The sequence below is a fragment of the Candidatus Rickettsiella isopodorum genome, from assembly GCF_001881495.1.
GTDB lineage: Bacteria > Pseudomonadota > Gammaproteobacteria > Diplorickettsiales > Diplorickettsiaceae > Aquirickettsiella > Aquirickettsiella isopodorum.
Map to the genome: position 1 here is coordinate 1 of NZ_LUKY01000022.1, position 9,754 is coordinate 9,754.

12 protein-coding genes and 1 pseudogene are annotated in these 9,754 nt (G+C 35.0%); 7 read left to right on the forward strand and 6 right to left on the reverse strand.

Features of this window, described 5'->3' with window-relative positions; all coding sequences use genetic code 11:
- Positions 1-176: 176 nt before the first annotated feature.
- From A1D18_RS00155 to A1D18_RS00175, 6 genes and pseudogenes are all read right to left on the reverse strand, one after another.
- Positions 177-374, reverse strand: a pseudogene (locus A1D18_RS00155) (type II toxin-antitoxin system Phd/YefM family antitoxin); the annotation flags it as partial.
- 94 nt (positions 375-468) lie between these two features.
- Complete coding sequence (locus A1D18_RS06895) at positions 469-672, reverse strand: NrdR family transcriptional regulator (RefSeq protein WP_216095000.1); 204 nt, start codon at positions 670-672, stop codon at positions 469-471.
- A gap of 147 nt (positions 673-819) precedes the next feature.
- Positions 820-999 carry a hypothetical protein gene (locus A1D18_RS00160; protein WP_071661806.1) on the reverse strand — a complete coding sequence of 60 codons (180 nt, stop codon included), beginning with the start codon at positions 997-999 and terminating at the stop codon, positions 820-822.
- 56 nt (positions 1,000-1,055) lie between these two features.
- On the reverse strand, positions 1,056-1,637 hold the full coding sequence (locus A1D18_RS00165) for a DUF6475 domain-containing protein (protein ID WP_071661807.1): 582 nt from the start codon (positions 1,635-1,637) through the stop codon (positions 1,056-1,058).
- Positions 1,634-2,602 carry a hypothetical protein gene (locus tag A1D18_RS00170; protein ID WP_071661808.1) on the reverse strand — a complete coding sequence of 323 codons (969 nt, stop codon included), beginning with the start codon at positions 2,600-2,602 and terminating at the stop codon, positions 1,634-1,636. The genes A1D18_RS00165 and A1D18_RS00170 overlap by 4 nt, the downstream gene beginning before the upstream one ends.
- 33 nt (positions 2,603-2,635) lie before the next feature.
- Positions 2,636-3,562, reverse strand: coding sequence for a YdaS family helix-turn-helix protein (locus A1D18_RS00175; RefSeq protein WP_071661809.1), 927 nt, complete (start codon positions 3,560-3,562; stop codon positions 2,636-2,638).
- Between the two features lie 122 nt (positions 3,563-3,684).
- On the opposite strand from A1D18_RS00175, the gene A1D18_RS00180 reads away from it, so the two are divergent.
- From A1D18_RS00180 to A1D18_RS00210, 7 genes are all read left to right on the forward strand, one after another.
- Positions 3,685-4,029 (forward strand): hypothetical protein, encoded by a 345-nt coding sequence (locus tag A1D18_RS00180; RefSeq protein WP_071661810.1) that lies wholly within the window; start codon positions 3,685-3,687, stop codon positions 4,027-4,029.
- An 82-nt stretch (positions 4,030-4,111) separates the two neighbouring features.
- Positions 4,112-5,188, forward strand: coding sequence for a tyrosine-type recombinase/integrase (locus A1D18_RS00185; RefSeq protein WP_071661811.1), 1,077 nt, complete (start codon positions 4,112-4,114; stop codon positions 5,186-5,188).
- A 173-nt stretch (positions 5,189-5,361) separates the two neighbouring features.
- Complete coding sequence (locus tag A1D18_RS00190) at positions 5,362-6,615, forward strand: HBL/NHE enterotoxin family protein (RefSeq protein ID WP_071661812.1); 1,254 nt, start codon at positions 5,362-5,364, stop codon at positions 6,613-6,615.
- Between the two features lie 33 nt (positions 6,616-6,648).
- Positions 6,649-7,923 carry an HBL/NHE enterotoxin family protein gene (locus A1D18_RS00195; RefSeq protein ID WP_071661813.1) on the forward strand — a complete coding sequence of 425 codons (1,275 nt, stop codon included), beginning with the start codon at positions 6,649-6,651 and terminating at the stop codon, positions 7,921-7,923.
- Between the two features lie 35 nt (positions 7,924-7,958).
- Complete coding sequence (locus tag A1D18_RS00200; protein ID WP_071661814.1) at positions 7,959-8,726, forward strand: hypothetical protein; 768 nt, start codon at positions 7,959-7,961, stop codon at positions 8,724-8,726.
- A gap of 330 nt (positions 8,727-9,056) precedes the next feature.
- Complete coding sequence (locus tag A1D18_RS00205) at positions 9,057-9,242, forward strand: hypothetical protein (RefSeq protein WP_071661815.1); 186 nt, start codon at positions 9,057-9,059, stop codon at positions 9,240-9,242.
- 140 nt (positions 9,243-9,382) lie between these two features.
- Positions 9,383-9,562, forward strand: a complete 180-nt coding sequence (locus A1D18_RS00210; protein WP_071661816.1) for a hypothetical protein — start codon at positions 9,383-9,385, stop codon at positions 9,560-9,562.
- Positions 9,563-9,754 lie beyond the last annotated feature (192 nt).

Below are 9,754 nucleotides of genomic sequence, written 5' to 3' on the forward strand. Positions count from 1 at the left end.
CCTGACTGTTAATCATACTCTCGACTGCCTCTGCTTTAATTAAAGTTCTATAAAAACAATCAGTTACTTACTAAAACCGTTGATCAAAAAAGTCTTGACGCGAACTTTGCGCGTCAAAATTTCTACTCTAATAAATCAATTCGCAAAGCTTCTATTAAATTAAACTCACTCCCAATTTAGTCCCGTATCACGTAGCTTTTCCAATCACTTTTCAAGGGATGCCCAAGGATCAAATCTTTGAGTGCCAAAATAGCTTGTTGAATACGTAATTGATTAGCGGCGGTCGCGGGGAGCAACTTTGCCACCACGCGACCATGTTTAGTCATAACGATTTGCTCACCTTTTTCAACTTTATCGAGTAACGCTGAAAAATGCGCCTTGGCTTCAAGCGCCTATCGTTTTCATATCGACCTCGCTAAATTAAACGAGTTAATCATAACGCATCCGATTAACCCGTAATCACCTCGGTTAATAAGTCATTAGTAATAGATTTAATGACGCTCTTTTTTGCGCATTGGGATACCCAAAATACGCTAACACTTCAATCGAGGTGTAACGCTTATTACATTTTGGACAATGTCTTCTGCGTAAGATTTTTCTCCCCTCCCCTGTTTTACGTGAATTAATAACACGAGTTTTGGCATATTCACAAAACGGATTTAAACACTTCATCGTTTTATTTCCTATAACGTTACATAAAGAAAAAAATTTAATCCTTTAATATTGAGTAATTTTTAAAATTTTTTAAGTCTCTAAGCTAAGTTTAAACCTTTTTTTAGTGGGCAAAACTACAAAATAAGCTTTCGCTGCTCTAGTCTGTTACAAACGACGTATCGTCCCTGACTGTATGACATAACGCCTTAAATGCTTAGGATCATTTTTTACTAATTTACGCCTCATTTTTAATTTTTTATGCCGCATTTTTTTATACAATCGAAACTCTCTTACCAATGGAAAACAATTAATCAGTAATGATAAAAATCGTGAACGTTTTAACATTATTTATTCCTTAAAATGAATTATAAATTTAGTTGTACGAAAATCTATTATTAGGTTTATTTTTCCTCCTTAGTGTTTAAATGATTAGAATTTAAGATTTGCTTTATATCCCTAGGTCTAGGAATATATTCAGTAAAACCATTTAATTTATTTTGATGTTCAATTTGTCCAGTTAAATACTGCGGTACTATTGCCAATTTTTTTAACGCATAATTATTTCGATAACGACGTTCAAATTCTTTTTGTAAAAAAATCAACTCTCGTTCTGGTTGTTGACATAAAAAAATCCATCCACCCATATCTCTAATCACACCGTGAATCAATGGATCGGCGAATATCACACTCTCGTAATGACCCACTTGACGAATGGTAGTAATAACTTCTATCCAAGCCGCTAAACTTTTGCTTTCTGTATCACCTTCTATTGCTCTTATCCAATCGGCAGGACTTGGAAAATTTCTTTTGGCATAGTCTGGATTTTTTAAAAAATCCCATAAAGTTGATTCAAACACGAGGAAAGAATATTTTTTTAAACAATTCCAATAGGTATGTAACAATAACGAAGAAAGTTTGCGATTATACACTTCAGCTAGGACCATTAATCCTTGAGTAAATTTCTCCTGGTCCTGCGTGATCATAAAATTTTTTTTCCTTTTAATAATTGAAAATTATTTTGTTTATTAGAGGGTTGATCATGGTCTAAAGCGGTAGTCAACCATTTTTTAGCGATTTGTACATTATGTTCAAAAGTAATCGGAAATGAATGACGTGCAGAAGAAAACTGCAATTTTTGTTGTTGTTCTTTAGCCAGCCAAGCATGAATATGTCTCAAAATATTAGCACGTTGTTTACGTTTATCAGGATTAGCAACATTCCAAATAACCAGCTTGTGCAATTCTTTTAGAACATCAATTTCACTATAAATACTCTGCCATTTTTTAAACTCTTGGTGTGTTACCTGATAAACAACATTCCCATCGAGAGGTATCGTTAATAAAAATTCTGAGCTTGAGGCATGGGAATGATTGATATTTATAGGCAAACGTTCTTGGGGTTGGGATTGTGAGCCTTCAGTCTCTTCCTGTTCCTGTTCCTGTTCCTGTTCCTGTTCCTGATTAGAGCAAGGCTTAGCCCTTGATTGCTTAGAATCTTTTACTTCATATTGGTGTAAGGTTTCTGTAAAAGCTAATGCAAAGGCTTTGCCTAAGCCTCTAATAAACGACTCTAATTTATAATAGGCTTCATTTTTCAATGCACATTCTGGAATTTCATCCCAATGTACCGCCCAACTTCTCACTACATTAGGTGACTGTGGTTTATTGTATTTAATCGCATTAGGAATAAAAATAACACGCGCTTTCAGATCCGCTTTCACCAAGCCTTGAGTCATCACTTCTTTCAACGCACGTTGAAATCCTATTAATGACCACGCTAATTCTTCTGCCATAGCACCCGCACCTGCGCGATAAAGACCAGGAATTGAGGTTGTGTGCGGATTACTTAACAGATAAAGAAAAAGTGCCTGGCCGCTAGGTTTGATCGGGGTTAACGATCGAAATTTTTTATCACACCAAATTCTGACATCTAACATTCGATAACGCATAATTTCCCTTATTCAATGAAATAGACTGAGAACTTATTGGTAAACCATCAGCTTGCGCTTTACTTGCGGTAATTTTCTTTTTAATCGTTTGTTTTGATTAGATAACACCGGGCTTAATTTAGCCGCCTTAGAAATACTTATCTTTCGTTGATCGACTTGAGATATTAATTCAGTGCTCGCATAAAGCTTTACTTTTTTGGCATTTTGATAAGTAAAATGACTACCAAAGCCTAATCGATTGGCGATTAATTGACGTAAGGGTGTCATTTTTTTCTGCATAACTTGTGCATCTTTATTCACAAGTCGAGTCTTTTTATCATTTTTTTTGCTGATATTTCTTTTTTTTCTTAAATCAACTTGGTTTTTTAATTTAGCCAGATCAGTCCGATAGCCTTGTCGATTACCTAAAAATTTTTCTAATGCCATGCCTATGTCAACACGTTCACTGATCAGAAAATTTTTAACGAATAATTCACTCATGTAATGACCATCGGCTAAATCAGATAAAGAAACTCGCCAAGCTGGTATCGTTTTTTTTGTATAGTATTTATATAAATAAAAAATTTTTTCACCAAAGATCAACGTATTCTCTTCATCAACACAAATAGGGCGATGCTTATGAAGTGGAATCGATTTATCTTCATCAGAAATTGATAGTGTATATTTTTCAGATTTTATGCGTTCTATAGCCACATAAACCAATTCACAAGGAGGTAAATCAAACTTAGGTAATTGTAAGGTTAAATGTTTTAAACGCTGCACAATATGAAAAGGTACTAAATCTTTCCAATTAATTTCACCCCCGGTTAAATATTCAATTTGTAAAGCATATTCTAAAGGTATCTTGCTCACCCCTTTGATCCAGGCGTAGATATGTTCACGATGAATACCTAACTTTTTTGCCATATGTTTAACTGAACCTAAACTATAAATTGCTTTATCTAACATTGCTTCCTGCATGAACTCACATCCTTTTATTTTCGTTCTACAAAAAGTCTAACCAATAAAAATTAAATTTTTTTACTTCATAATTGGTATCTTAGTGCGATCAAGTAAATACTTAGTGAGAATTAGGAACAGCTATGCAACCTCGTTTAATTCGCTTACGTGATGCCGCAAAATACTTAGGTATGGATAGAAATCGATTTAATAATGAAGTAAGACCTTTTTTAGTCACACTAAAAATTGGCCAACAAGGAGTTGCTTTTGATCGCTTGGATCTTGATCAATGGGCTAATGAATTTAAGAAACATCAAGGCAAACCTGCACAACGAACAATGCACTGGCAACATCATGGAATGCTAACCTTACTAAGAGAAAAGAAACATTCGACTCTCACAAAAAAAATAGTGAATGAAGAATTTCAACAGTTGGTTGATGAACTTTTGGAAAAAAAAACTAATCCTAGCAACCATAAAACGAATTAAAAATTGCAAATGTTATCAACACTCAAATACTGCTATCACTTGGATTATCACGCATTGAGTATGATTGTTACGGAATGAAGTAATGGGAAAAAAACGTAGCCCTGGACTAGTTAAAAGAGGTTCAATATGGCATATCAATAAAAAAATTTATGGTCGACGAATTTCAGAAAGCACACGCTCATCATCATTAGCAGAAGCAGAGCGATATTTAATGCATCGACTCGAAGAAATTCGCCAAGTCAGTATTTACGGAATAAGACCGACTCGTTGTTTTCGGCAAGCTGCGCTTAAATTTCTAAACGAAAATCAACATAAAGCAAGTTTACGTACCGATGCACGCTTATTAAAACAGTTGGATCCGTTTATCGGTGATTTGGCACTGACAGCGATCCATCATGGCAATCTAGAATCCTACATAAAGGCACGTAAATCAGCTGGAGTAAAAAATCGAACCATTAATTATGGATTGCAAGTGGTGCGTCGCATTTTAAATCTCGCTGCTCAAGAATGGTTAGACGAAAATGGTCTAAGTTGGATAGCCAGTGCGCCAAAAATTCGCTTGCTACCTGAGCAAAATAAACGTTTACCCTACCCTTTAGCAAAAGAAGAAGAAAAACGCTTGTTTGATCATTTACCGACTCATTTAAAACAGATGGCTCTATTTGCAGTGAATACCGGTTGTCGAGATCAAGAAATTTGTCGCTTACAATGGAGTTGGCAAGTGATCGTACCTGAACTAAAAACCTATGTTTTTATTATTCCTGCCAGCTTAGTTAAAAATCGTCAGAATCGATTGGTTATTTTAAACCAACAAGCCAAGCAAGTGATCGAAGAACAACGTGGTAATCATCCGATATTTGTTTTCACTTATCGCAATAAACCTTTATCACGAATGTTAAATTCGGCATGGCTACATGCACGAACTAAAGCCCAGCTTCCACAGGTACGCGTGCATGATCTAAAACATACGTTTGGTCGTCGCTTACGTGCAGCAAATGTCAGTTATGAAGATCGACAAGACTTACTCGGTCATAAAAGTCAACGGGTGACTACGCATTATTCCAGTGCGGAGTTAGCCAATTTAATTTCAGCCGTTAATTCTATTGAGGCACGAGCAAGTAGCACCAGTATTTTAACTTTATTGAAAAATCCAGTGTGACGAAGGGTACGATTAAAAATGATTCCCACTAAAAATTTATAATCGATGAAATACTTTATGTTGATTTAAATTTTCTTAAAAAATTTATTCCTTTATGATTGTTAATCAATTCGCTTTTATCGTTAGTAAAGGCAACGATTGCTTATGCTTCAGTCTACCAAGGAAACTATCCTATGAATACCTTAAATAGAGTGCGCATTTATTCAACTCTAGAGATTTATGATCCGATAATGACTCGATCCTATTCTGCATCCGAGGATGATCTCATTGCCTCAGCACTGATAAAAGAAAACATGGGTAGCGTTCATACGAATTCTTCGTTGGTGCAAACCTACATCGCGACTTGTCTTACTCAAAAAAATATTAAGCTCGATAAAATTAAATCGATTGAAAAAACACAGCAAGAAACTCGTGAACATGCAAGGCATTGGTTAAATCATCTGGTTCCGAAGATTAATGCTACCTATACCGATGTATCAGGATTTTGCAATCTATCGAGTTCTTATTGGGAAGATTTAATTAAATTTGCCGCTGAGATTCAAGAAGCCAATGATACAAACGCACAAAATTTTAAATTAGGCATCTCTGATCTTAAAGAAACTATTCAAGATAAAGAAAGTAAAACCCAACAACTTATTGATAAACTCTCATTGTTTAGAACCGATTTAGAGTCTGATAATCATAATTTTCAGAGTATTGTTGCCGATGCCGATCAAATTTATGCCGGTAGTGAAGGAGAAATTGCGATAACTCGAAAAAATATTGACGCAATAACGACCGCCATCGATAAAAATATAGGCCTTATTGCCGGTGGAGCAGTTGCAATAGTAGGTGGAATCGTAATGATAGGGATAGGCGCTATTGGGTCAGTCGTGACGGGTGGAGCAGCAGTGAAATTAATCGTAGCCGGTGTTATTACCACCGTAACCGGAGTCGCTATGGTAGCTGCTGCCTCCATTGATCTAGAAAACAAACAACGCGACTATGGGCAAGCATTACAAAAAATGAAACAACTTGAAGATGAAATGGCGGCATTGGAAAACACCAAAAATCATTTTACTGCATTAACCACTCATAATACCCATGCGCATACCGCGGTAGAGAATATGCGCCAAGCATGGGTTACTATTAAGAATAATTTTCAAGAATTAGAAAGCTCAGTCACTATTATTAATCCCGAAAGACGCTTTATGCTAGTGAATAAACTAAAAACGGCACAGAAAAATTTTGATGATTTAAAACAACAAGCAGTAAACGCGCAAAAAAATGGTAGTTTAGAAGTTAAGGTTGATTCTGAATTAGCGAATTCACTGAGACTGGCAAAAATATTCTATTCTTTCCCTGCGCTCAGTATATCAACCAAACGACTTGCTAGTCCTCAACCTTGGATATTACCGTTAACCGAGCTTGCCGACTTAACTTGTTAAAACATCACTACTTCTATTTATAAGGATTATAAAATGAACCATTTTATCTTCGAGGATAATCAACAATCTGCTCAGCCTATTACGCAAACGATCAAATCTTTAGCGCCTGCCGATTTTCCTATCGCGTTGAATCAGGTGATGACAGGACAAAGTTTGGGTCAAGCCAAAGCGATTACTTTGTTACTACAAAAAAATATCAAACTAGAAAAATTATTAGATATAAAAATCCTACAGACACAAATGCGTGATATTGCTCGATCGTATCTCGATGAGTATATTCCTAAAATCTTGGCTCTTTTTACTGAAATAACTGGCTTTTATAATTTTTTTGATAGTTATTACCTCGATATCAATGAGTTTTTTAATACACTTAATGAAGCAGATGAAAGTGAAAAAACAGGTTTAGCGGCAGATGTAATTGAAGCAATTGAAGATTTAATCAAGCTCATGGTAGAAAAAAAAGATAACTCTAATACACTCGCCACCGAACTGCAAAAATATCTCAATGATCAACTAAAGCTAACAGATACGCTAAAAAATACTCAGAAAATAGCCGAACAGCTTTATATTGGCGAACAAACTGAAATAGTACCGCTACAAACGTTACTTAAAACACTAGCGAAAGAAATTAACGAGAATAATGCTCAGATTGCCAGTGGCGCTTTGCATTCAACCAAAAATATTTTAAAAATATCAACCTCATTGATTACTGAATATATACCTGATAAAAAACCGCAACCTAAACCCGATCTGTCAAAACCGCAAATTAAACCCACTAAAGAAATTAAAGCGGCGCCTACTCCTATCATCACCGGTAATATCCAAGTATTTTCAGATAACAAACCCGTGCCTTCCCTTTATCAAGCAAAATTACAACATACACTGATTCAATACAGAGAGTGCATTGAAAAACTAAAAAAATACAGTATCGAAACGGCTGTTTATATCGCATTGATTCAACAATGGGATAGCTTCACTAAAACTATAAGCCTGCTTGAAGATAGCATAAAATATCTTGCTGTGGCTTGGCAGGGATTAACCGATAATTTTTCTTTATTAAAACAAAAATTTGTAACCCAACTAGATACTAACGATATTGAATATATTAAGCAGCAATGGTCATTAACGCACAACGATTTATCTGCTCTGCATGAAAAAGCGATCAATTTTCAAAATTCGGTTCATTTAGAGGTAGTCAGTACGATAGATGCTTATGACCGAAACCTATTGGGTATACCCCGAGTAAAAAATGGACGTTTTATGCAAACGATTATTGCTGAAAATTCAAAAGATAACTCAGAAGCGTAATTTGTTCATCGACACAAAAAAAGGAACTGCTCATCATGTTTAATTTAGCCCGATCCAACGACATTAACCCCGCCTATTTTTCCTATTCCGCCATAAATTTATCCACAGATGTAATGACGCCACTCATTCATATCATTCGTGATTATGATCCAAGTTTTAGAAAAAACTATCAAATGCTATCAGATACATTACCTGGCGTGTTAACAGGAGATACTTTAGCTATCCAGCAATTTACTGAAATATTAAACTCGATTAACGATAAAGTAACGTATATCAAAAGCCAATCCATTACCACCCGAAATCAACTCAGCAATATCCGCGATGATCTAGCGCAATCTATTCGCGATACAAAAACTACGCTTGAAAAATTGACTGCAGAAAAAGAAGGGCTAAATGGCCAAAAAGAAGTGATCGAGCGACAAATTAAAGCCAAAAAAGCTGAAATTGATGGGTATATGACGGTATTCTGGATCTTCAGTTGGATTATTGCACTAATTTTAGAAAGTATAAAACCTTTCGATGCGGCATTGAATGAAATTAAAGATAAATTAGTAGCAAAGGAACGAGAAATAGAAAATCTGGATAACAATGAAAAAAAAATACAACAATTATTGGATCAATCTATAGAGTTATTCAATTCAAATCAGCAACTATGCACGCAATGCGATGCAATGCAAGGTAATATTAACAATATCCAAGACTCTTTAAAAAGAATCGATCTCGAATCGCATTTCTTGAAACCTAAATTAATGACTCTGGAAAAAGATTGGTCAGGATTAATGAACATTACTCATACGAATTAATAGATTACTTAGCTAAGCAAATGACACCTATCCACTTCACTTGAATATTTGTCTGTGAGCGTTCCACTTGTAATCCCTATGCCTGCATACCTGCAGATCGCTTCATATCTTCTCACTAACTGCTATAAATATCAGTTTTTTATTTTCCAGATCAGTGATAATTTATATCTATAAACAACAATAGTTAATAAAAAAATCTATTGTAATAGAGATCATTCGACGATTTCTCCATTTATGCTCACTTAATAACAAAAAATAATAAAGTTATTACCTTGGAGCACTAATGCTTCATTGAAAAAAATTATCACCTATTATTAAAGGAAAAAAATTATGCCCCCAATTGCAATTATCGGAATATTAACACCTGTTTTGGCTACTTTAAATACGGTATTAGCATTATTAGCTGTAGTCCCAGGTGCTGGAGCCGCTGTAGCGCCCATACAAGCTGCAATTTCTTCAGTTACTAGTGCATTAGGTATATTAGGTTCATTACCTATACCTACTAATTTCAGATAATTAATTAGTGATGAAGGAAGCCATTACGCTTCCTTCATTATATTTAATTTTAAAAAATAGATTAACCCTCAACAACAATATTTAAGAAAAAAGCAAGGCTTAAAAATTTACAAACATAGATTCACGGCAGGATAAAAAGTATGGCCATTATTATAACCGGCATGTTATCAAACACATTAAGTATACTTACCATTGCTTTATCGCTAGTTCAAGCTATCACAGGCACTGAAGAAGCTGCTTTAGCTATAAACAATGCTATTAATTCAATTATAGAAGCAATCGGTATTTTAAACTCACTACCCCCTATCATCATTCCCTAAAAAAGAGTTGTTTAGTAGGCCACGCACGTAGTGTTACCTGCGTGGCACATTAGCTTGCAAATATACTTTTTGCTTGTTTACGTTAGGCGCTGTACTACGCGGTAATGCTAATTTAGATTTTTTAAATCTAAAAAAATAGTCTAAATTCAAACGATTAGCTAAGTCAGTCCCTGACTGTTAATCATACTCTCG